We start from the raw sequence: 21713 nt of genomic DNA on the forward strand, positions 1-21713 counted from the left end.
CTATTTTTCAATAGATTTGTCACGAGATACAGTTTTTCGTCACGAGATACAATCTTTTTAAATTCTTCCCAAAAATATCAGAGAGCCTGGGCATAACTGCTGCCCAGGCTCTCTGGCATCTTGGGGAACCTCCCTCTTGATGTAATGAATTACCTGAAATAATTTCCCTATTTTTTCTGAAAAGAAACCTTCACCACGAAGAGGTCCGCATCCACCTCCCAGGAAAATTCCCCGCCGCAGGCTTCTGTAAAACTCTGGGCAATAGAGAGTCCCAATCCGCTGCCCCCGTCTGTGCGGCTTTTATCTCCCCGCACAAAGCGTTCCGTGAAGTCCTTATTTTTTTCAAGCTCTAAACTGGAAGTGTTTTTCACACTGGCTGTCACCCTGGTGCCTTCCTCATATAATGCCACATATACTCTGGAACCTTCCAGGGAATATTTTATGGCGTTTTGGAACAAATTCTGGAATACCCGGTACATCCGCTGGCCGTCCGCCGTAATCATAGCCGGGGAATCCGGTATTTCTGTGCGGAAGACCACCGGGCTTTTCTTTATCTCCTCCTCCATGTCCGCCATGGTCTGCCTTAAAAGTTTTCCAAAATCCAGCTCTTCCATATGCATGGGCAATTCTCCCGAGGCGGCTTTGCTCACGGCAAACACATCCATCACCATATTTTTTAACCTCTGGGATTTCTCGTCTAAAATCTTTATATAATCCTTTATATGCTCCGGCAGTCCCTCCTCCTGTTTTAAAAACTGCACATAGCTGATAATGGATGTCAAAGGCGTTTTGATATCGTGGGACACATTGGCGATAAGCTCCACTTTCATCCGCTGGCTTTTCATCTGCTCCTCCACCGCCTGAGCCATACCGTGGCGGATATCTTCCAGCTCATTCATGACCCCTTCCAAGTCATGCCCTGCAAACTGTCCCCCGGTTTCCATATAATTTCCGTCCCGTATCTCGCTGACACACTGGGAAAGTGTTTCCATATCCCTTGCCGTCTCCATATTTTTTCCGGTAAAAAGATATACTGCCCCCAGAAAACACACAGAGCCCAAAATGACCAGGACAAAGGCAAGAATCCACCCATTTCTATATCTCAAAATCTCACTTAAAATTACCATTCCCGCCGCAAAAATACTGTAAATTCCTGCTATTAGAAAAATCCCCCTGTTTCTCTTTGCCATTTTCCGGGGAAGGGGTTGTTTTATATATGCGGCGGAAAACGTGTGGCAAAGTTTTTGGGCAAGCCCCCGTTTCCAAATGATTTTATTGTACTTAAAATCATTCCATAACAGGTAAATGCCCCAGAAGAAAAGAAGCCAGTATACGGGGTTGATATTGGCCATGACTTCCTTTGCCAGCATGGGCATTTCCTCTGCCACATATGCGTATTCCACCCCGGCTTCCTGCAGATCCTTCCACTCCTGCCAAAATCCGTATTCATTACCATACCGCACCACAGGCATCCAAAAAGCGCCAAGAAAAATCAGCAATAAGAGTACTTTTACCTCTACCCAGATTTTCCCCTGGAAAACAGCAAGGCTCTTTTCCGCCTCCCTTTTGCTCTTTCTAAAAAGAAAAGACAAAAGCAGCAGAAACAATCCCAAAGCCCCGTATAAAAAATCCTGCATCAAAAAGCTGCGCCTTGCATAAAAATTGCTGTACAGCCAATACAGGGAATTATCAAGCTGTTTGGAACCGGATGTCTGATAAGAACTTTCCGTATACATGACAGGCCCATCCGCCACAGCTATACACACCGTAACATTTTTCACATTTTCATCCGTAGGATAATTCCGGTAACCCGGGACATACCAGTCGCTGTCATCCCGGTAATACCCGTCCCCATAGACGTCAATTTCTCTCCCATCCATGGTTATCCTTACTTTTTCCCCGTCAAAATACAGGAAAAAGCCGTACCCTTCCGGCCCGCCGTCTTTTTCCGATAAATCTGCGTTAGCGTAAAGTTCTTTCCCGTCCACCCTTATTTTATAGAGCAGGTTTTTGTCCCCCTTGATTTTGTCATGATACTTGTCTGCCAGTTCCTTTTTCTGTTCTTCTGTCAAGGGCTTTTGAGCATCACTTCCCACATACGTCGCCTCATTATATGTTCCGTAACCGAAATAATTATTCAGGTACTCTTCATATTCCCGGCTGCCCATCCCGGCTTCCGCTGCAGCGGCCTCATTTGCAGTTTCTTCCACAACATCAGCGCTGGCATCCGCATACTTGAAGGTTTCATACACGGTTCCGTAATCCCCGTCGTACATCCACAATACATCTGCAATATCTGTCCCCCCCGCCGCCATAACCAGGAAATTATTGAGACGGTTTGCCACATACTCCCGAAATTTTGCGCTGTTCCTGTAATCCTTCTCAAAAATCTTCCCCGGCTCATAGATTTTTACCCCGTAAGGCTTATTTTTCCAAATCTCCACTGCGCTTCCCAGGGTTAATGACACCCCCAGAAAGAATACCATAAAACTAATTGCCTTTTTCCTGTTTTTCCATTTTGTATCCAATGCCCCACACCACCTTTAAATATTCTGGCTCTTTCGGATTCAGTTCCATTTTCTCCCGGATGCGCCTGATGTGTACCATCACCGTATTTTCAGAGGAAAAAGCTTCTTCCCCCCACACCCTGCGGTAAATTTCTTCCGCCGGAAAGACACGTCCCAGGTTTCTCATAAAAAGCTCCACGATTTTCGTCTCCGTGGCGGTAAGCTTCACCGGCTCGCCGTCTGCATAGAGAACCTTCTCATCCGCCCGGTACAAAAGACGGCCGTTTTTCATCTCATCAGACCTGTTTTGGGTATGGATATCCCCAAGGCTTGTGTATCTCCTGAGATGGCTTTTCACCCGGGCCTTAAGTTCCTGGGGATTATAGGGTTTCGCCACATAATCATCGGCCCCCATGGAAAGCCCCAAAACCTTATCGCTGTCCTCGCTTTTTGCACTAAGGACGATAATGGGTATGTTCTGTTTTTCCCGTATGCGCATCACTGCGGACAACCCGTCCAGCTTTGGCATCATGACGTCAATTAACACCAGCCGGACTTCCCTGATGGAGAGAATATCCAAAGCCTGCAGCCCGTCGTAGGCTTTTAAGACCTCATATCCGTCCCCCTCCAGCAGAATACTGATTGCCTTTACAATATCTCTGTCGTCATCCACAACTAATACACACTCTCCCATGTTCTCTCCCATGCCTTTCCATCCCATATGGATTATTTTGAAACTGTACCCTTACAGCAGATACCGCTGTATTTGAGCTGATAATAGGATATAATTATTTTTTTACAACTTCCGGGGCAAGTTTCTTACAAATTTCTTAAATTCCTCCGCCATTTTTCAGCATCACAGACAAAATAAACACCTTGCCCTCCACTTTAAAATCCATTGTCCCCTGGTATTTTTCCGCCGTGCTTTTGATATTGAAAAGCCCTAACCCGTGGGTTTTCTTATCCTCTTTATCTGTCAGTGGAAATTCCTCCTGATAGTTTCTTATCAATTTTCCATCGAAACTGTTTTCCACTTTTAGAATCAGCAGATTCCCCTTCTCCATAGAACACAGACGGATAAAAGCATCCGCTTGGGGCTCTTTTTCTTTCAGTTTCCTGCATGCCTGGATGGCATTATCCAGACTGTTTCCCAAAATAACACCGATATCGTAACTTTGGATTTTTAGCTCACGGATAAACAAAAGATTGTCCGCATCCATGTTTAAATCAGGAACCGCCCTTACAGCCTCGTAATATTTCATATTAAGCAGAATGTCCACCACAGTATTCCCCGTCTGAAATCGGCTTTCCAGCTGTGAAAGACTCCTGTTTAACCCGGAAAGATAAGCCTTCAGCTCCTCTTTTTCCTCTGCCCCCTCCCCTGCTAATCCCTGAATAATGGAAAAGGTATTCTTCATGTCATGTTTCATCCCCCGAATGCCGGAATATATGCGCTCCATTTCCTCCATGTGCTCCTGAAGGCTTTCCACCTGTTTTTCCAAAATCGTTCTGCCGCTCTTTTCCCTTTGTAAATAAATCATGTCCTGAAACAGCTTCACCCCGCACAAAATAGAAAGCAGTGACAAAAGCAAAATAGCCGGGAGCACAAAAATAAGTATGGGGTATCTCTTGTATAAAAGTTCTGGTATATCATCTCTTACAGTCACAATAATAATGCGCAAAAGCACACAGACCATTAAGCCCACCACCGCCGGGATCAGGATAAACAAAAGCTCTGTCCTTGTCATACTGTAATCCTTTTCCCGGAAGTCTCCTACAATCCTTTTTATGAAACCATATAAAATCAGGGCCATCAAGAGATATTCGAAAAGCCATTCCGCCATGATTCCGATATTAACGGCTATGCCAAATGCCTGGCCGGATGTGAGTATCCCTTTCCCCGCACAAAAGTTCCAAAACCCAAGCAGTTTCTCACCCAATTCACCGAAGAGAATCGCTACCGTATAACGGCTGATATCCGAAGCCGCCAAAAAAGCACCGGCCAGAAAAAGCGTAACCGGGCAAAAACCTTTATAAAAACCCAGGGCAACAGCAAAAAGAAAGCCAAGAGACAACGCCAGTTTTCCCACTGAAATCCCATAATCCCAGGGATCTGAGGATTCCCCCCAAACCAGCGCTGCCCGGAACAATGCATACAGCAGCGCAACACAAAAACCTGTGCGCCTCTTATCCCCCAATCTGCTTTTAAGAAAACTTCCGTAAAAATACTGCAGGCAGTACCCCTGGAACAGGATACCTGCAGCCATAAAAACCGCACTTACCGCCCTATACACAATAAACACCTCCACTTTGCAGATACCACATATAGGCTTTCACAAATTCACCGTATTTTTTCTTGGCCAGATACACCCTGGCCCCGTTGGTAAGGGTGATGCTGTCCTTGCCATACTCCGCAATATAGGCAAGGTTCACAATATATCCCCGGTGGCAGCGGTAAAACTCCTCCCCCAGCTGTGCGCTTAATTCCTCCATAACTGCGTAAATCTCTATGTCTTCCTCCGCCCCGGCAGTGTGTATCCCCACCTTTTTTCCCCGGCTCTCAATGTACAAAATATCAGACTGGTCTAAGGTGAGGTTTTTGGCTTTCACAAAGAGTATTTTCCTTTCTTTCCTTTTCCCTGCTTCCGCCAAAGCCCTCTCAAGCACTTCCCCGAACTTCTTTTCATCCAAAGGCTTTAAAAGGTATTGGAATGCATACAGGTCAAGGGCATCAAAGACATACTCCTTCATCCCCGTAATGAAAATGAGAAGTATGTCTTTTTGTTTTTCCTTCAGATTTTTTGCCGTCTCAATGCCGTTTAGGCCTTCCATCCGGATATCGAGAAAAATAATGTCAAAGCGAATATTGGATTGAACCAATTCCTCCCCTGATGCAAAGGACATAAGACGGCATCCCGGGCTCTGTTTATTTATCAGGCTGCAGATATGTTGTCTGATCACCTTTTCATCATCCACTACGGCTATATTCAAAATTTGTCACCTCATATCCTGCGATTTACTTCTTATATCGGCTAGATATTTTTATTTCTTAATTTTGTGGAACGAAAAGGCTGTTTTTTTTGAACCAAATCTTATCCCCGGTTTTTACTGCTGACGAATATCCACATACCCAAGTTTCAGGGAAGTCTCCGTAAATTCACACCCTCCGGTGGTATCAAAGCTTAAATACATGTTTCCCAGTTCCTCCTCCGTCACAACCCAGGCCATATGCACAGTTGCCGTCTCACCGGGTTTGATGCTCTCAATATAGTTGTTGTGCCTCTCTCCTCCATGGACATCATAGTAAACCATCTCCCGGAACGCAGACATGCCGCGGTTCACAGCCATCTCCCATTCGTCTGTCTCTTTCGGCATTTCCTCTGTGACAATCTGCATCTGTCCCTCTGCTTCATAAATGGGCACCATATCCCCTAAAAACAGGACGTCTTTCATTTCCTCCTTCCCTGTATTGGTATATTCCACAGTGGCGTATACCAGCTTTTGGGGCACTTCCCTGGATTTCACTTCCTGGCTTAAAGCATCCATATCCCCCGCCTTCACATAGGAGATGACAGCCGGGCGAAGCTTTCCGTTTCCATCCGTTTCCTTGCGAAAATCTTCATCCAAAAGAGATGCATCCAGAAGGCTGAAATCATCCGCAATTTTCACATCGGAAACTTTCACGGTCAGTCCTTCCTCATTAGCGGGAAAACTCTCCCCCACAGAGTGGGTATTTTTCATTTCCTCTTTGGCCACGGAGGTAATTGTCTTACATCCTTCCCCTTCCCCTGACTCTTTCATAGACTCCTCATAACTGCTCCAATTCTGGGCAGTTACAACTCCATCTCCATTGGCATCCTCTGTGGGAACCAGCTTCACATTCTCCGCAATTTTTAATGCCTCCTCCTTGCTCACATCGGATGCCGCATACATTTCCATCACATAGTGCACGTCTGTAAATTCCACGTAAATTCGCTGGTTAAAGGAAATATCATCCTGGTACAGATTGGGATATTCCAGGTATACCCCCGAATGCCCATTGGCCGTAAATTCTTCGCTGGAAAGCACATCCCCATGCTGCACCTCAAATTTGTCATCCCCGGTATTCATGCGGTAAAACACCATAGAAATTCCGCCTTTATTCAAAGCATCGGAAAAACTGTATTTTCCCTGCTCTGTCTCCACCATGCCCTCCGGCAGATATCCAATTTCCATTTTCACGTTGGGAATCACAGGATTCTCCTCTTTGGCATTTTCCTGTGCCGTAATATCCACGCTGACCCCGTGTTCCCCAATCTTTTCCTGCCGCATCTCATATATTCTCACCCCTGCAAATACCGTGGTCCCGCAAAGCATTACTGCCGCTGCAGAAGCCGCAGCGATTTTTCCAAAGGCAAATCTTCTTTTCCTTCCCTGCTGTTTCACTTTTACCTGCTTTTCTACTTCCCGCTCTATCATATCTCTCATCTCCTCCGGCATCTTTGGAAAATCATATTTTAAATTTTCATACTGCATACATTGTCCTCCGTTTCATATCTGATCCATATACATTTAAATTACCGTCTGCTCCAGTTCGCTGCGCATCCTCCGTCTTGCCCTGGCAAGGCGGTTTTTTACAGCGCTTTCCGTAATTTTCAGTATCTCTGCCGTTTCCTTTACGCTGTACCCCTCCAGATAATACAAAACGATGCACATCCGAATATCCTCCGGCAGCCGTTTTACCGCCTCATAAAGGTCTGAGTAATCTTCTTTCTCCCCCGGAATTTCCTGGCACTGGTAATCCTCCAGCGGCACCACGCGTTTTTCCCTGCGCATGAAACTGTAGCACTCATTCATCAATATCCTGATTAGCCAGGTTTTTGCATAGGAATCCTGACGCAGAGTATGTAACTTTGTGAAGGCTTTCACAATGGTTTCCTGTATTGCATCCCAACAGTCCGCATCACTGTCAAGCAGTGTCTTTGCCACATGGTACAAAGTATCCTCAGAGGCAATAATTAGTTGTCCTAACTCTTCTTTTTTCATAATGTCCTTTCTGCCGGCCAGCTTTTTGTATTTACACTAATTAGACGTTGGAAAATTAGAAATGGTCTCTGAAAAAATAAATTTTTATAAATCTTACTCCTCTGTGTCAGCTAATACAAACCCAATCACAACCTTTGTCCCTTCCCCCTCCCGGGAATAGACACTAAGGCTGTGCCCCAGTTTTTTTCGTATACGGTTTACAAGATAAAGCCCAATCCCTGTGGAGCGCCTGTGGGCATGGCCGTTATATCCGGTATAGCCTTTCTCGCAGATTCTTGGCAAATCCTCTTCCCGTATGCCGATGCCCGTGTCCGCAATCACAAGAAATATATGCTTTGTCCCCTCCTTTTTCACAGAGATATTTATTTTTCCCTTTGAGGTGTATTTTATGGCATTGGATAAAATCTGCTCCGTCACAAACTGCAGCCATTTTTTATCCGACAAAACCACCTCAGAGGTCCCCTCATACTCTAAACTGATTTTTTTGTGGACAAACATCCGGGCATATTTGCGCACGGAACTTCGGATGACTTCGTCTAATTTTACGGGAGCCACCACAAAGTCCGTGGTCTCCGATTCCAGCCTGGCATAGGAAAGAACCATCTCCACGTACTGTTCAATAAAAAACAATTCCCTTAACTCCTCTTCCATTTCCCCCACAGGGCCCTTCTCCTGCAAAAGCAGCTTTAATGCGGAAATAGGCGTTTTGATCTGATGCACCCACATGGCATAATACTCCCGCATCTCCCTTTGCATCTCCAATGCACCATTTTCCTGACGGAGCTTTTCCTCAAACAAAATAGAAAGCAGTTTCTGATATTCCTGCTCTAAAATATCCTGGGGATTTTCCATGCGCTCTAAGGAAAAAGCCACGGAATATTCCATCTCCAAAAGTTTCCGGTAACGCTTCCATCTGCCGATTCCGTCCGCAAAAAATACAAGAACCAGAAGAAAAACTCCCAGAAAAACTGCATAACACACTTCTTCCCAGGGATTCCCGTTCATAACCATCAGTGTAAACAGTATGCCCTCACAGAGAAGAAATGACAAAATCCATTTTATATTACTCTTTACATAAGAAATAAAAAAATTCATCCCAAACGATACCCGATCCCTTTCTTTGTGAAAATAAAATCGGAAAGGCCCATGGCGGAAAGCTTTTTCCTGAGACGGTTTATATTCACAGACAGGGTATTCTCGTCCACATAACTGTCGCTTTCCCAGAGTTTTGTCATCAAAACATCCCTTGTCACCACTTTATCTTTATTCTCCATAAGCACCTGCAAAATCCGAAGTTCATTTTTTGTAAGTTCCATTTTCTCCTCCTGATATATAAGAGTGGCCTCCGACAGATTTAAGATTGCCCCCCGGTGCTCTATCACAATGCCCTGCCCTAAAAAATCGTAACTGCGCCTTAATATTGCCTGTATTTTTGCCGTGAGCACCTCCAAATCAAAGGGCTTTGGAATAAAATCATCCCCTCCCATATTCACCGCCATCACAATATTTAAATTATCCGAGGCGGAGGAGAGAAAGATAACCGGCACTTTGGAAATCTTTCGTATCTCCTGGCACCAGTGATATCCGTTATAAAAAGGGAGCTTAATATCCATCAGCACAAGCTGGGGAGCAAAATTTAAAAATTCCCCAAGCACATTGGAAAAATCCAGGGCAAGGGCCGTCTCATAATCCCAGCTCTCCAAATGCCTTTTTACGGTCTTTGCAATTATCTCATCATCTTCTACGATAAAAATCCGATACATACCCGTTTTCCTTTCTTAATCATTTATATGGGAAGAAATATGGAGAATACGGAGCCTTCTTTTGGTTTTGAACTGACCTTGATATACCCTCCCTGGGCCGATATAATCTGTCTGGCAAGAAACAGCCCTATGCCTGTGCCATTTTCTTCCTTCACTTCCTCTCCCCGGTAAAAGCGGCCGAAAACTTTTGTGGTTTCCTCCTCTTTGATTCCGATTCCCGTATCCCTCACATCGATACTTACAAACATTTCATAGGGCTTTACTGAAACTTCCACAAAACCCGAATTTGTATATTTTATGGCATTATCCACAATATTCCCCAATGCCTCCCCTGTCCATTTTTCATCAAACACCGCCCCAAAGGTAACGGAGTGCACATGAAACTTAAGCCCTTTTTTCTCCGCTATGGGCTGGTATTGCTTATAAATGTCGGAAAGCATGGCAGAAAGTAAATGAGGGCCAGGATTTACGGCAAGAATCCCTGTCTCAAGCCTGGAAAGTTTTACAAGATTTGTAATAAGAAAACTGAGTTTTTCCGCCTGATTGCGGATTTGCAGGGCACCCTTAAGGCACTCACCCTGCAAATCCTCCTCCAAAAGCAGCTCCGAATATAAAAGAAGGTTGGAAATCGGCGTTCTTGTCTGATGTGAAATATCAGAAATCAGGGTTTTTATCTTGTCTTTTTCCACTGCAAGATTTTTTACGGAAACTTCGCTTGCTGCCAGATATTCCCCAAGGCGGTTTTCAAGACGTGAAAGTTTTGTCTCGTCAAATACTTCCTCCTTAAAAGTGCCCTCTATGGCGTCATCCAGCATTTTTTCCATCCGGTGTATCATTTGAAAGTTGCGGCGTTTCCACCACAGAACCAGCAAAACCGACGCAAAAAAACATAAAAAAGATATATAAAACATCCACCTGTCCATTTACTCTCTCCACACATAACCAATGCCATAAATTGTCTTAATATAATCCTCACCGGAAATCTTATCCCGCAGCCGCTTTATGCACACGGACAGGGCGTTCTCATCCACATACTCCGCCCCGTCTGTCCAGAGCCGGTCAATGAGTACTTCCCTGGAAAGAGTGATCCCCCTGTTCTCCACCAGAAGTTTCAAAAGCCTCTGCTCCTGTTTGCTAAGCTCCACCTTTTCTTTTTTCACATAAAATTCCATCTGATGGAAATCAAAAATATAATCATCTATCACAGCTTTTAATCCGCTGTTTCCATTTTCCAGCCTGCGGAGCTGTGCATTGACCCTGGCCCTAAGGACGGCAAGGGAAAACGGCTTTGTGATGTAATCCTCCGCCCCAAGTTCCAGCCCCGTGACAATATCTGTCTCCAAATCATTCACGGTTAAAAGAATCACCTGGACATTTCCCGTCTCCTTTATCTCTTTTAAAAAATCAAATCCGCTTCCGTCGGGAAGATTCACGTCTAAAAGAACCATGGTACAAACATTTTCCTTAAGATATGCCCGGGCTTCTCTTAAAGTCCCCCGGTATTCCGTTAAAATTTCTTTGGATGACAAGGCCCTGCACAGTCCCTGGGCCAGCGCCAAGTCATCCTCCACAATTAAAATATGGTACATGTATTTTTCTCTCCTGAACCGATTTCAACAATTCTATTCTTCTACAACATTTTATAATAAATAAAACAATTATACAAGAAAAGAACCGCCGTAAAACTATTTGCATTCCTGCAAATAATCCTATGGCAGTCCATTTTTTTCAATCCTTAGAATCTCTTTATTTTCTTCGTGGTATTTTTTTCAAATTCCGTCTCTCTCACTTTCAGTTTATACACACGCTTGTAAAGGGGCGCCCCTTCATTGTAGGTGTCCACAATTTTTTGGAGAGCGGCGGTGATATCCTTGATTTTTTTCTTCTGCGCGTACTCATAATCCGGGAAAATCTCAGCTTCAATCACACCTTCACTGTCCCGCACCAAAACTTCCTGAACCAAACGGTCCTCCCCCAGTGCATTTTCAATCTCCTCCGGGGAAACATTTTCTCCGTTTTTGGTGATAATCAGGTTTTTCTTCCTGCCTGTGAGGAATACAAAATTGTCCTCATCCACATAGCCCAAATCTCCGGTTTTCAGCCAGCCGTCCTCCAAAGCTGCTGCTGTTTCCTCCGGCATTTTGTAGTATCCCTGCATAACGCTTGTGCCTTTTACCCACAGTTCTCCCTCCACGGTTTTTGCCTCGCAGTTTGGCATCAGTTTTCCCACGGAGCCCACCTTGCTCTCCCAGCTTAAATTGGTGCTGATCACCGGGGAGCACTCGGTCATGCCGTAGCCCTGCAAAATTTCGATTCCGTACTTGTGGAATACATCCAGGTAAGCAGGATTTAAATAGGCCCCGCCGCTGCACACGGTATGGAACTGTTTTCCAAAGACTTTGGCCCTTACCAAAGGCGCGGGAATCCAGGAAACCTCCTCTAATTTCTTTGCAAAAGTCTCAATCATCAAAGGAACCATAAGAATCATATTGGGCTCAAAAAGGGTGATATTTTTTGCAATCCGAAGGAGGGAATCATTGATGCAGATTACGCTTCCCAAGGAAATGCCTTTTAAAATATCCATAGCAAGGCAGTATGCGTGGTGGATGGGAAGCACGGACAAGATCACAGTGCCGGTTTCTATTTTCATGTCCAGGCAGGTGGCATTTTCCGCCATATTCCGGTGGGTCAGCATAACCCCTTTGCTCTTTCCCGTTGTGCCGGAAGTAAACATAATGGTGGCAAGCTGCTGTGGCTTTGGCTCATAGGAAAATCCCGGCTGCTGCTTTCCGATTAAATCCCACATGTCATGGCACTCTACATCTCCCTGGGGAGAGAGGGCTTTCTCCATACCGATATAATGTTTTAAATTGGGGCAGGAAGCCATTGCCGCAAGGGCCGCTTCCTCTTTGGATTTGTCATACACTAAAGTGGTCACATCCGCCCGGTTGATTAAATCACATAATTCCTCCACAGGAAGCAGGGCATCCAAAGGCACTGCCACGCTGCCGCTGTTTACCGTTCCAAAATAGGCGGTAAGCCAGGAGTAGGAATTAGGGCCTAATATGGCAATATGTTTTTCCTGCTCCGAGAGAGCCGCCAATGCTGCGGAAAAACATTCCGTGTCATTTTTAAACTCCGTGTAGGTCTTTGCCTCCACCACCGTCTCTTTTTTTCCGCCCTTTGACGCTTTTGCCTTATAGCGGATAGCGTCTTTCGGCCCGAACTGTGCCTCGGAGGAGACTAAAAGTTCCCGTATTGTACTGCTCTTTGTCTGCATACGCTCCATTCCTTTCTACTGTGAAATTTTTTCCAAATAATCCACAGCTTCCTGTACCGTGCGGATGTTTGCCGCCTCCTCCTGCTCTAACTCTACATCAAACTCCTCTTCCACCTCTCCCAGCATACTCATAAAGTCAAAAGAGGTAAATCCCAAATCCTCCATAAACCGGGATTCCGGCTTAATATTTTCCCTGGAAACTTCCACATAATTTACAATAATATCAGCTAATTTTTCAAACATAATACCCTCCTGATTCTACACAAGTTTTAAGATTTCATCAATTTTTAAATAGGAATTTTCAATCCCCTTAAACATAATCTTACAAATATAGTAATAAAAGTATTCCAGCTCTTCCCTTGTGTGGGCCGCAAGCTGATGCTCAAAGCTGAAATCCAATCCATTGTCATCCGGCCGGTGCATAACCGTTAAGTAAACCCCATGGGCGCAGACCCCGTTGCAGTACCATTTCGTTTTGTACTTTATATCCCCAAGCTGGCTTAACCCTTTTTCCCTTAAAGATGCGGGCTGATAAGTCAGGGAAATCGGCTCATAGGTATTTCCCGGCTTATTGGGGTAAAGCTTACTCCTGTGGGCAAAATATTCCGTGGGATTAAAATTTACATGGCGGAATGTCTCGTTCTGCTTATTTCTGATTTCTATAATTCCTTCCAAAAAAGTTTTATTCCTGTCTATCACTGTGCGAAATGGGAAAGAGTGAATCCTTGTGCCCCCGGACTTTTTCTCAGAGAGGGTTGCCCTTCTGGCATATGCCACATTCATGGAAACATCGTCGCAGTCGTTTACCTTCTGGAGATAGGTGCGGATTCCCATTAAAAGCAGGCACTGGAGGGAAATATGCTGCTCCTCGCAGAATTTCATAAGCCGCTTGGTAGGCTCTTCCTCCAAATGAAAAATATCGATAGCGGATTCCATCTGGCCTGTGGCGGAAGGAGCCGCCCTTAAATTGGGATTGTTTTCCCGCTTTCTCGCAGCCTCCAGTTTTTCTTTGCCGCTAAGGCCGTTATAGATGGGCTCGGAACCCTCAATCAAGTCATAAAAATATTTCCTGTCTTTCTCCTGAGCCCTGCTGCCGTTTTCGTAAGCCAAATCTTTCTCCACCTGGGCTATGTAGGAACTTAAGTCAGAGGGATATGCAATTCCCTCATATTTTGCATTACAGTATATCTCAATAATATCTTTTAAAAATGCAATGAGGGACTGGGCGTCCACCAGACGGTGGTCTCCCATGAAAAATACCCCCTGGTATCCGTCGGGAAGTTTGATAATCTTGATTTTATTCATGGGGGCATCCTCTTGTTGGAAGGGAACCCTTGTCCATGCGGTCATTTCAGCCTCCGCCTCCTCCATGGTTTTTCTCGTAAAGTCCACATACTCAATTTCCCGTTCTTCTTTTTCCACCACATACTGATACCACTTCTCTTCTTTTTGGTCATAGGCAAACCTTACCCTGGCGGATTCGCATCTTTCATAGGCTTTATAAATCGCCCTCCTAAGCTCTTCCACATCCAGCTCCGTCTCAATGGTAAGGCTTGTTCCAATGTTTAAAATTTCTTTCTTGGGACATCGGTCCGCATAAAAGAAATGAAATCTCTGCGCCACTGTCAGGGGATAGGTCTGGTATCCTTTTCTTGTCTTCATATTGATAACCTCTCTTCTCTATTTATTCACAAAGTCAAAAAACTCTGTCAATGCCTTCTCATAACCCTCCGTATCCATGTAATAACTCTCTGCATGGGACGCCCCCTCCACAATAAACTTCTTCTTGCGGGATGCGCAGTTCTCATACAATTCCTCACACATCTCATAGGGCACAAATGTATCTTTGGAACCGTGGATAAACAAAACGGGAACTTTTGCCCTGGCAACTTCCCGTCTGGAATTGCACTCGTCCATGCCGTAACCTGCATACTTTTTATTTATGGCATCCGCCGCAGGTATAATGGGAAATGAAGGCATATGGTACATGGATTTTAAAGCATGGGTAAACACCTCTTTCGCCGAGGTAAAGGCACAGTCTGATATAATTCCCTTTACCTGGGAGGGAAGCGCAAGGCCGCTGGCCATAAGCACCGTAGCCCCTCCCATGGAAATGCCGTGGAGAAAAATTTCCACATCCTGCCCCTCTTTTTCCAAAACCCAGTAAATCCACTTTAAGGCGTCTTCCCTGTCCAGACATCCAAACCCAATATATTTTCCCTCGCTGGCCCCGTGAGCCCTGGCGTCGGGAATTAACATCCCAAATCCCCGTTTTAAATAGTAATCCGAAAGCCCCTGGAAATTGCTGATGCCCTCCCCGGTATAGCCGTGGAAACAAATCACAACCCGCTTTTTCCCGGATTCTTCTTTTGGCAGGAAATAGGTGGCCTTTAACTTTAAGTCGTCAAAGGACTGAATGGAAACCTCCTCGTGGGGATACTCCATCATGGCAATTCGCCGCTCCCGCATAAGAGGAATATATTTGGACCAGTCCGTGCCGGACATTTTCATAGTCCGCTCTGTCTTGGCGTTGTTCCGCTTCATGGTCCTGTTGTAAAAATAAAGGGTAATCCCTGCTTCCGCTGCGCAGAGAAGCCCTGCCGCCCCTGTAAGCGCTTTTAATTTTTTCATTTTCTCTTCCTCTCAATAATCTCCTTAAACTGGAGAGCCTTATCAATATTTCCCTCTACCTTAAGCTTATGCATGGTAAAAGCCATTATGGGGTCAAGCTTTCCGCTTGCAATTTTATTTAAAACTTCAGGTTTACAGGTAAAAGCCGCATCCCTGTCGTAATACTCATAGGGTTCAATGAAAAGCTTTCCCTCTTTCGCCTCAACGTAAAAACTTCCTCCGGCCTCCTCATCTTCAATATTAAACTGAAATGCAAGATGTTCTGTGATATCGCTGATATCCGTGCCGTCAAACTTCTGCTTAAACTCATAAAAAAAATCTGCAAATGTCATGGTAACCTCCCTGATTTTCGACCATAGGTCGAATTGTTCTACAACAAAGATACCACATATTTCGACCAGCGGTCAACTATGTTTTTTTCCAAATATGTACAAATTTTAAGGAAGTTTTTTGTGAACATTTAACGGATTGATGGTTTTCAGATAACGTGCTAAAATGTATAATACTTTAGAAAGGACTAAAAACATGCCGGACTCCAAAAAATATGACAAAATTTTAGATGCATTACAGCAATTATTAAAAGACAAAAAAATGCAGAATATCTCTGTCAGTGAAATCGCCAGGGCTGCCGAGATGGGCAAGGGAAGCATCTACTACTACTTCCCCTCCAAAGAAGCCATTTTAAACTCCCTGATTGAGCGGAGCTACGAACAGCCCATAAAGACGGCGAAAACTCTGGCCAGGCAGACGGAAATCCCCCCTTTTACCAGGATGGCTATGATTTTCCAGGCCTGCCGAAACGCCTCCGCCACATTCCTGGTCCAGAGCAAAAGCTCCGGGGACACCAGCATGGAGGAACACGCTTTACTAATTCAAAAATACTCCAGACATATTATTACGGAACTAAAACCGGAGCTTACCACCATCATTGAACAGGGCATCAGTCGGGGAGAAATCGATTTTTCCTACCCGGCAGCTTTAGCTGAAATCGTGCTTATTGTCCTGGTGGTAAAACTGTCCAACGCTTTTGTGCCCTGTGAAATGGAAGAGACAGAGGAAACCCTAAAGGGCATGATTTCCCTGTTAGAAAAAGGAACCGGCATACCCTCCGGCTCCTTAGAATATCTCTCGTATCCATCTTAGGAACAATCAACACTTCTTTCTTTTCTGCACAGGGGGCAGCCATTTAACCCTTGGCTGCCCCCTTTAAAAATCAAATCAGCTTTTCTGAACTTTCACATATTTTCTTCTTCCCACCCAAAATAAAACCAGGCTTAAAACAAAATACAATATCGGAGCAAACCCCAGGTTGGTAATAGAAATCCCCAAAAACTGAAACAGCCTGCCGTCATAAAACTCCCCGGTTCCAAGAATGCCTGTGGGGATAAAATGCCACAGCCAGGAGAGGATACGGAATCGCTTAGGGATGTATATAAAAGAGGTGAGCATCATAAGCCCCACCACCACTGACATAGCGGCAAGATTGTTATTTAACCCCAGGGATAAAACCATAGCAAACATGCTCTCCAATACCCCGATGAAAACAGTAATCCCAAACATAATAAGGACTGCCTGCCCAATAGTAATGGGATAAGGGCTGTACACAATGTCCTGCTGCAAAATGGCATGAAACCCCTCCGTCCCCAAGAAGTAAAATTGAAAGGCGAAAGAAATCACATACAAAACGAACGCCCCCAAAAAGCCGAACAGCATCCCTACAACAGCTTTTGCCAGATAGACAGGATTTTTCCCGTTTTTTGCACATAAAATCAGGTTACTTGTCTTTAATCTGCTCTCCTCCGCAAAAATTCCCGACAAACATACCGCCAAAAGCATTACAAGGAGCATCCCTGTCCCCACGCATTGGTTATTTAAGATCGTTTCCCAGGCCATGGCATAGTGATAGGTAAATGGCGTCTCTATGTTTTCCATCTTTTTTTCCCAGTATGCTATCTCTTTTTCTGAAAGGAGCTGGCTTTTGAAAGAAGTTTTTATATTGTCTTTCCAAACCCCATACAACTCCTCCCCTGTGAATTCCCTGCTCTCCTCCCCAGACATAGCCCTTACCATAGAATGAATTTCAGCATATTTATCCCGGGGAGAATACTCTGCGTAAAATTGCCGCATCTCCTCCAACATAGCATCGTCTACTTTTCTGCCCTCCAAAGCCTTGGCATCCTCTTTGTCATCCATTAATTTTTCATACCCTGACCGGCCGCCGGTCTGAATCACGTTTCCATCCTCATCGCTTCTATAGCTTGTATAGTACTGCATTAGAAAAGAAAGATTCATAAAAACCTGCAAAAGGATTACCACAAGGATTGCAATTCTTACCAGTTTTTTCTGTAAAAGTTTTTTCCATTCATATTTTACCAGTATGCCAAAATGATTCATTCCTCTCCCCCCTCAAACTGCTTTAAATAAAATTGCTCCAAATCCCCTTTTTCCTCGCCCCAGGGGCCTCTGTAAATAAGCTGCCCCCTTTTCATCATAAGAATATTCCCTGCAACATGTTCAATATCAGATACGATATGGGTGGACAAAAGCACGATGTGTTTTTTCCCATACTCCTGTATCACCTCTCGAAAACGCACACGCTCTTTTGGATCTAACCCGGCGGTGGGCTCGTCTAAAACCAGGATATCCGGGTCATTTAAAAGGGCCTGGGCAATTCCAAGTCTCTGGCGCATCCCCCCGGAATAGGTTTTTATCTTATTCCCCGCCGCTTCTTTTAACGCCGTCATCTCAATAAGCTCCTTTGCCTTTTCTCCTGCCCGGCGTTTAGGAAGGCCTTTTAATGCCGCCATATACAGGAGAAAATCTTTTCCCGTAAAGTCAGGGTAATATCCAAAGTCCTGGGGCAGATACCCTAAAACACTCCGATACCCTTCCGTGGCAGCTTCCATGCCGTCAAAGGAAATACTTCCCCCTGTGGGGGCCAAAATCCCGCAAATCATCCGCATAAACGTTGTCTTTCCCGCCCCGTTTTCCCCCAAAAGCCCGTGGACGCCCCGCCCAAGGGTTAAAGAAATCCGGTCCACCGCAATCTTACTGCCGTATTGTTTTGTCACTCTGTCTATCTTTAATTCCATACGAACTCCTCCGTCTGCCTGAAAAATAAAATTGTCTCCTTTACCGTAAAAATCATAACGAAAAGACCTGCAAGCCCCCAAAACTTCACCATAGATCTGCTGTACAGGGGATACATCTGGTTTGCCACAGCCACAAGAAGACTGACAAAAGCAGGCACCCCCAAAGAGATGTACAAAACTTCCCTTCCCCGGAATCTCCGAAGCAGGGAAAGCCCCAGGGAAACCGTTAAAAAATAGGGCACTAAAACATACATCAAATCCTTTGGTCCAGGGAAAAATCCTTGGGGTATGCACAAAAAAAGCAATAGTAAAATCACGCCGTGGAAGAGCCCCAGGACGCCCAGCCTGGCCAGCATCAGGCTTTTTAAGGAAAATCTCGTGGCGTATTCCAGTTCCTCCATACCGTATATTTTTGACCTGCCGCTCTCCGTCAAAAACGTCAGGGCTAGAAAAGGGATCAGGGCAGAGATCACCCAAACCGTCTCCCTGTCTAAGTTTCTGCCAAGCATTGTCCCCAGAAAAAAGATTCCGGCGGAAAAAAGCCACATCCATTTTTTTATATACAAAAGCTGCTGCCACATAAACTGCCCCATAGAGAGATAACAGGTGTCAAACTGTTTTAAAAATTCCTGTTTTCCAAGAGGCTCAGGGGCTTCATATAATTTGATAAACTCCTGTTTTATCTGTTTTTTCTTCCATCTCATATACCTATTTTTCCAACTCCCTTCTCAATATTTTAAGAGCTTTTTGATATTTCCGGTAAACCGCATACCTGGAAAGGTGATACATCTCCCCAATGACGGCAAAGGATTCCTGGTTCACAAAGCGGAAAAACAAAACTTCCCGGGAAACATCGTCTAATTTTTCCATTGCAAGCCTAAGGGCCCCTGCATTTACGATATCATCCTCCGGCCCCTTGTTCTGTAACACTTCCTCCTCCTTCACATCCTCAAGAAACATATATTTCTTTTTCCGGAATTCATCGGTACAGAGGTTTTTTGCTATGGTATACATTACCTTCATGGGATGCTCCCCCTCCTGGTACTCTTTTTTCCCGAAAAAGCGGAGGAAGGTTTCCTGGGTGATATCCTCTGCCATTTCTCTTTGCTTAAGCTTATAATAACAGTACCGGTATATTCTGTCATATTGTTCTTCATAGTCCATGGACAAAGAAAACCTCCTTTCACAATGTATAACGGATATCATAAGAGATTTGTGCGGATTTTTCAAATTTATAAATTACATCTTTATTTGAGATTGGCGCAATGGTCTAATATTTGTAACCGCACCAAACTTACAGACCAGGGATGTGACGGAGCCCCGGATTGGATTATTAAGATTGTCTCTCCCTGCAACCCGGAAAATGATTACATCAAAAAACTGAACCTATACAAAAATGCGGGTGTCAGAAAATACTGGATTGTTGACCCGATGTGCAAACGGGTCATCGTGTACCAACTGGCTGAATCCCGGTTTGAGATGGATACTTTTTCTTTTAAGGATAAAGTCAAAGTTAATCTTTATCATGACCTGTACATTGATTTTTCAAATCTCGAACTGTAGAAAAAATATTTATTTATAAAACGACCCCCAAAGAGTTACACCTCCTTGGGGGCCGCTTTGTGCCCAATGGACACATATGCTTTCTCTGCTAATATTTCGTATTCTCTTAGCACTTTCCTGCCTTGTGGGCTTCCTCAATGGAAACTGCCACAGCCACAGTAGCGCCAACCATAGGATTATTTCCCATTCCGATTAATCCCATCATCTCTACATGGGCCGGTACGGAAGAGGATCCTGCAAACTGTGCGTCAGAGTGCATACGTCCCATAGTATCTGTCATACCGTAGGATGCCGGGCCTGCAGCCATGTTATCCGGGTGAAGGGTACGTCCTGTACCGCCGCCGGATGCCACGGAGAAGTATTTCTTGCCCTGCTCGATACACTCTTTCTTGTATGTACCTGCAACGGGATGCTGGAAACGTGTGGGGTTGGTGGAATTACCTGTGATAGATACGCCAACATTCTCCATATGCATAATTGCAACGCCTTCCTGAACATCGTCTGCACCGTAACATTTTACAGTTGCGCGGAGTCCGTCAGAGTATGCTTTCTCATATACTACGTTGACCTTTGCCTCTTTGTAGTCATATTTTGTCTCCACAAATGTAAATCCGTTGATACGGGAAATAATCTGTGCAGCGTCTTTTCCAAGTCCGTTTAAGATAACACGAAGGGGTTTCTGGCGTACTTTGTTTGCTTTCTCGGCAATACCGATTGCGCCCTCAGCGGCTGCAAAGGACTCATGTCCTGCCAGGAAACAGAAACACTCTGTCTCTTCCTCCAACAACATTTTTCCAAGATTGCCATGTCCAAGACCTACTTTTCTGTGGTCTGCAACAGAGCCGGGAATACAGAATGCCTGAAGGCCCTCGCCGATGGCTGCAGCAGCGTCAGCAGCTTTTACAGCGCCTTTTTTAATTGCGATGGCTGCACCTACCGTATATGCCCAGCAAGCGTTCTCAAAACAGATAGGCTGGATTTTCTTTACCTGCTCGTATACGTCAAGTCCAGCATCTTTTGTAATTTTTTCAGCTTCTTCTACAGAGCTGATACCATAGCTGTTCAGCACAGCATTAATCTGGTCAATTCTTCTTTCATATGATTCAAATAAAGCCATTGTATTCGTATCTCCTTTCTTACTCTACTCTAGGATCGATGATTTTAGCGGCATCCGCTACACGGCCGTACTGTCCTTTTGCCTTCTCCCAAGCAGTGTTGGGGTCATCGCCTTTTTTGATAAAATCTGTCATCTTCCCAAGAGAAACGAACTGATATCCAATAACTTCGTTATCAGCGTCCAATGCGATTCCTGTTACATAGCCTTCCGCCATCTCCAGATAACGCACACCTTTTTCTTTGGTTGCATACATTGTACCAACCTGGGAACGAAGTCCTTTTCCCAAATCCTCAAGACCTGCGCCTACAGCCAGTCCGTCATCGGAGAATGCACTCTGGGTACGTCCGTAAACGATCTGTAAGAATAATTCCCTCATAGCTGTGTTAATTGCGTCACAAACCAGGTCAGTATTTAATGCTTCAAGGATTGTCTTGCCCTGTAAAATCTCTGCTGCCATAGCTGCGGAATGAGTCATTCCGGAACATCCGATGGTCTCTACCAGCGCCTCTTCAATCACACCGTTCTTTACATTTAAAGATAATTTGCAGGCACCCTGCTGTGGAGCACACCAGCCTACTCCATGTGTAAAACCAGAAATGTCTTCAATTTTTTTAGAGTGGATCCATTTTCCTTCTTCAGGAATTGGAGCTGGATCATGTTTTGCGCCTTTTGCTACCGGGCACATGTTTTCAACTTCCTTCGTGTAAATCATTAATAAGACTCCTTTCGACTAAA

The 21713-nt window shown here is 44.8% G+C and carries 23 protein-coding genes; 2 read left to right on the top strand and 21 right to left on the bottom strand.

The genetic code is table 11. From position 1 onward, the window contains the following. Positions 1 to 167: 167 nt before the first annotated feature. The 15 genes from D7Y06_RS12560 to D7Y06_RS12630 all read right to left on the bottom strand — a co-directional run bounded on the left by D7Y06_RS12560 (position 168) and on the right by D7Y06_RS12630 (position 15538). Entirely contained in the window at positions 168 to 2528 is a 2361-nt protein-coding gene (locus tag D7Y06_RS12560; protein ID WP_243119310.1) for a sensor histidine kinase, read from the bottom strand. Beyond that, complete coding sequence (locus tag D7Y06_RS12565; RefSeq protein WP_120408170.1) at positions 2491 to 3201, bottom strand: response regulator transcription factor; 711 nt, start codon at positions 3199 to 3201, stop codon at positions 2491 to 2493. The genes D7Y06_RS12560 and D7Y06_RS12565 overlap by 38 nt, the downstream gene beginning before the upstream one ends. A 136-nt stretch (positions 3202 to 3337) precedes the next feature. Next, complete coding sequence (locus tag D7Y06_RS12570) at positions 3338 to 4801, bottom strand: ATP-binding protein (RefSeq protein ID WP_243119312.1); 1464 nt, start codon at positions 4799 to 4801, stop codon at positions 3338 to 3340. After that, positions 4794 to 5498 (bottom strand): LytR/AlgR family response regulator transcription factor, encoded by a 705-nt coding sequence (locus D7Y06_RS12575; RefSeq protein WP_120408137.1) that lies wholly within the window; start codon positions 5496 to 5498, stop codon positions 4794 to 4796. The genes D7Y06_RS12570 and D7Y06_RS12575 overlap by 8 nt, the downstream gene beginning before the upstream one ends. A gap of 114 nt (positions 5499 to 5612) precedes the next feature. Beyond that, the gene (locus D7Y06_RS12580) at positions 5613 to 7022 is read right to left on the bottom strand and encodes a DUF4367 domain-containing protein (protein WP_120408138.1); all 1410 of its coding nucleotides are present in this window, start codon (positions 7020 to 7022) and stop codon (positions 5613 to 5615) included. A gap of 36 nt (positions 7023 to 7058) precedes the next feature. Beyond that, the gene (locus D7Y06_RS12585; protein ID WP_120408139.1) at positions 7059 to 7532 is read right to left on the bottom strand and encodes an RNA polymerase sigma factor; all 474 of its coding nucleotides are present in this window, start codon (positions 7530 to 7532) and stop codon (positions 7059 to 7061) included. Between the two features lie 93 nt (positions 7533 to 7625). Beyond that, positions 7626 to 8627, bottom strand: coding sequence for a sensor histidine kinase (locus D7Y06_RS12590; RefSeq protein WP_120408140.1), 1002 nt, complete (start codon positions 8625 to 8627; stop codon positions 7626 to 7628). Further along, the gene (locus D7Y06_RS12595; RefSeq protein ID WP_120408141.1) at positions 8624 to 9295 is read right to left on the bottom strand and encodes a response regulator transcription factor; all 672 of its coding nucleotides are present in this window, start codon (positions 9293 to 9295) and stop codon (positions 8624 to 8626) included. The genes D7Y06_RS12590 and D7Y06_RS12595 overlap by 4 nt, the downstream gene beginning before the upstream one ends. A 23-nt stretch (positions 9296 to 9318) precedes the next feature. Beyond that, a complete protein-coding gene (locus D7Y06_RS12600) occupies positions 9319 to 10218 on the bottom strand; it encodes a sensor histidine kinase (protein ID WP_120408142.1) in 900 nt (299 codons plus the stop codon). Beyond that, positions 10219 to 10884: a response regulator transcription factor gene (locus D7Y06_RS12605; RefSeq protein WP_120408143.1), complete on the bottom strand. Its 666-nt coding sequence runs from the start codon at positions 10882 to 10884 to the stop codon at positions 10219 to 10221. 146 nt (positions 10885 to 11030) lie between these two features. Continuing rightward, the gene (locus D7Y06_RS12610) at positions 11031 to 12575 is read right to left on the bottom strand and encodes an AMP-binding protein (protein ID WP_120408144.1); all 1545 of its coding nucleotides are present in this window, start codon (positions 12573 to 12575) and stop codon (positions 11031 to 11033) included. Positions 12576 to 12590: 15 nt separating this feature from the next. Next, a complete protein-coding gene (locus tag D7Y06_RS12615; protein WP_120408145.1) occupies positions 12591 to 12818 on the bottom strand; it encodes an acyl carrier protein in 228 nt (75 codons plus the stop codon). Between the two features lie 15 nt (positions 12819 to 12833). After that, positions 12834 to 14237: a condensation domain-containing protein gene (locus D7Y06_RS12620; RefSeq protein WP_120408146.1), complete on the bottom strand. Its 1404-nt coding sequence runs from the start codon at positions 14235 to 14237 to the stop codon at positions 12834 to 12836. A gap of 18 nt (positions 14238 to 14255) precedes the next feature. Continuing rightward, positions 14256 to 15206, bottom strand: coding sequence for an alpha/beta hydrolase (locus D7Y06_RS12625; RefSeq protein ID WP_120408147.1), 951 nt, complete (start codon positions 15204 to 15206; stop codon positions 14256 to 14258). Continuing rightward, a complete protein-coding gene (locus tag D7Y06_RS12630) occupies positions 15203 to 15538 on the bottom strand; it encodes an SCP2 sterol-binding domain-containing protein (protein WP_120408148.1) in 336 nt (111 codons plus the stop codon). Before D7Y06_RS12630 ends, D7Y06_RS12625 begins: the two co-directional genes overlap by 4 nt. A gap of 193 nt (positions 15539 to 15731) precedes the next feature. Between D7Y06_RS12630 and D7Y06_RS12635 the strand changes: the two genes are divergently transcribed. Continuing rightward, positions 15732 to 16349, top strand: coding sequence for a TetR/AcrR family transcriptional regulator (locus D7Y06_RS12635; RefSeq protein ID WP_120408149.1), 618 nt, complete (start codon positions 15732 to 15734; stop codon positions 16347 to 16349). Between the two features lie 75 nt (positions 16350 to 16424). Here D7Y06_RS12635 and D7Y06_RS12640 read toward each other — a convergent pair whose 3' ends face one another. The 4 genes from D7Y06_RS12640 to D7Y06_RS12655 are packed head-to-tail and all read right to left on the bottom strand — an operon-like array spanning position 16425 to position 19462. Next, entirely contained in the window at positions 16425 to 17600 is a 1176-nt protein-coding gene (locus tag D7Y06_RS12640) for an ABC transporter permease subunit (protein ID WP_120408150.1), read from the bottom strand. Beyond that, positions 17597 to 18298, bottom strand: a complete 702-nt coding sequence (locus tag D7Y06_RS12645) for an ABC transporter ATP-binding protein (protein WP_120408151.1) — start codon at positions 18296 to 18298, stop codon at positions 17597 to 17599. Before D7Y06_RS12645 ends, D7Y06_RS12640 begins: the two co-directional genes overlap by 4 nt. Continuing rightward, positions 18289 to 19002 (bottom strand): hypothetical protein, encoded by a 714-nt coding sequence (locus D7Y06_RS12650; RefSeq protein ID WP_120408152.1) that lies wholly within the window; start codon positions 19000 to 19002, stop codon positions 18289 to 18291. Before D7Y06_RS12650 ends, D7Y06_RS12645 begins: the two co-directional genes overlap by 10 nt. A 4-nt stretch (positions 19003 to 19006) precedes the next feature. Then, entirely contained in the window at positions 19007 to 19462 is a 456-nt protein-coding gene (locus D7Y06_RS12655; protein WP_158591365.1) for an RNA polymerase sigma factor, read from the bottom strand. A 51-nt stretch (positions 19463 to 19513) separates the two neighbouring features. Here D7Y06_RS12655 and D7Y06_RS12660 point away from each other — a divergent pair, with 51 nt between their 5' ends. Beyond that, a complete protein-coding gene (locus D7Y06_RS12660; RefSeq protein WP_243119313.1) occupies positions 19514 to 19861 on the top strand; it encodes a Uma2 family endonuclease in 348 nt (115 codons plus the stop codon). 106 nt (positions 19862 to 19967) lie between these two features. On the opposite strand, the gene D7Y06_RS12665 is transcribed toward D7Y06_RS12660, so the two are convergent. Next, positions 19968 to 20978 (bottom strand): GGGtGRT protein, encoded by a 1011-nt coding sequence (locus D7Y06_RS12665; RefSeq protein ID WP_120408154.1) that lies wholly within the window; start codon positions 20976 to 20978, stop codon positions 19968 to 19970. Positions 20979 to 20997: 19 nt separating this feature from the next. Next, entirely contained in the window at positions 20998 to 21690 is a 693-nt protein-coding gene (locus tag D7Y06_RS12670) for an iron-sulfur cluster assembly scaffold protein (RefSeq protein ID WP_120408155.1), read from the bottom strand. Positions 21691 to 21713: the final 23 nt, after the last annotated feature.

The sequence above is a fragment of the Roseburia sp. 1XD42-69 genome, assembly GCF_003612565.1.
Taxonomy (GTDB): domain Bacteria; phylum Bacillota; class Clostridia; order Lachnospirales; family Lachnospiraceae; genus Roseburia_B.